This is a genomic window from Metabacillus rhizolycopersici (genome assembly GCF_020075705.1).
This window is the reverse complement of the sequence record NZ_JAIQUM010000291.1, coordinates 1-387: the sequence shown is the minus strand read 5'-3', so window position 1 is coordinate 387 and position 387 is coordinate 1. Positions and strand designations below refer to the sequence as shown.

The following is a 387-nucleotide window of genomic DNA, read 5'->3' as shown; positions in this document are numbered from 1 at the left end:
TGAAATTAAAAGAGTATTAAAGGATGTTTTCTTAACACAATGTAAACTCGTTCCTGTTGGTCCATTTACAGAAATTGACGATACAGGATTCTTTACTTCTGCAGGAGCTAAATTATTCGTTGAAGGATTTATTCGCAAAAACATCGAGTACGCACCAAAAGGCTGTAATAGCGCACTTCGTACTTTAACAGCTAAGGTTCCATTTTCCGGTTTTGCTGACTTAACGCAAGAAGGAGATCTTATGAATTTACCAATTTTCGGTTTCGGAGAGCAAAGAAGAGGTCAATTTATCGATCCTAAACATGGAGAATCTCCTCGTTTAGATAAATACTTCTTCCAAAATAGCGTCATTTACAATGAACAGCCATACTGTGAACTTATTAGCGC

Annotated in this window: 1 protein-coding gene; it reads left to right on the top strand. The window is 36.7% G+C overall.

The annotated features are described in order from the left end of the window. On the top strand, nucleotides 1–387 hold a 387-nt coding region (locus tag K9V48_RS28685), incomplete at both ends, for a DUF7852 domain-containing protein (RefSeq protein ID WP_438803936.1).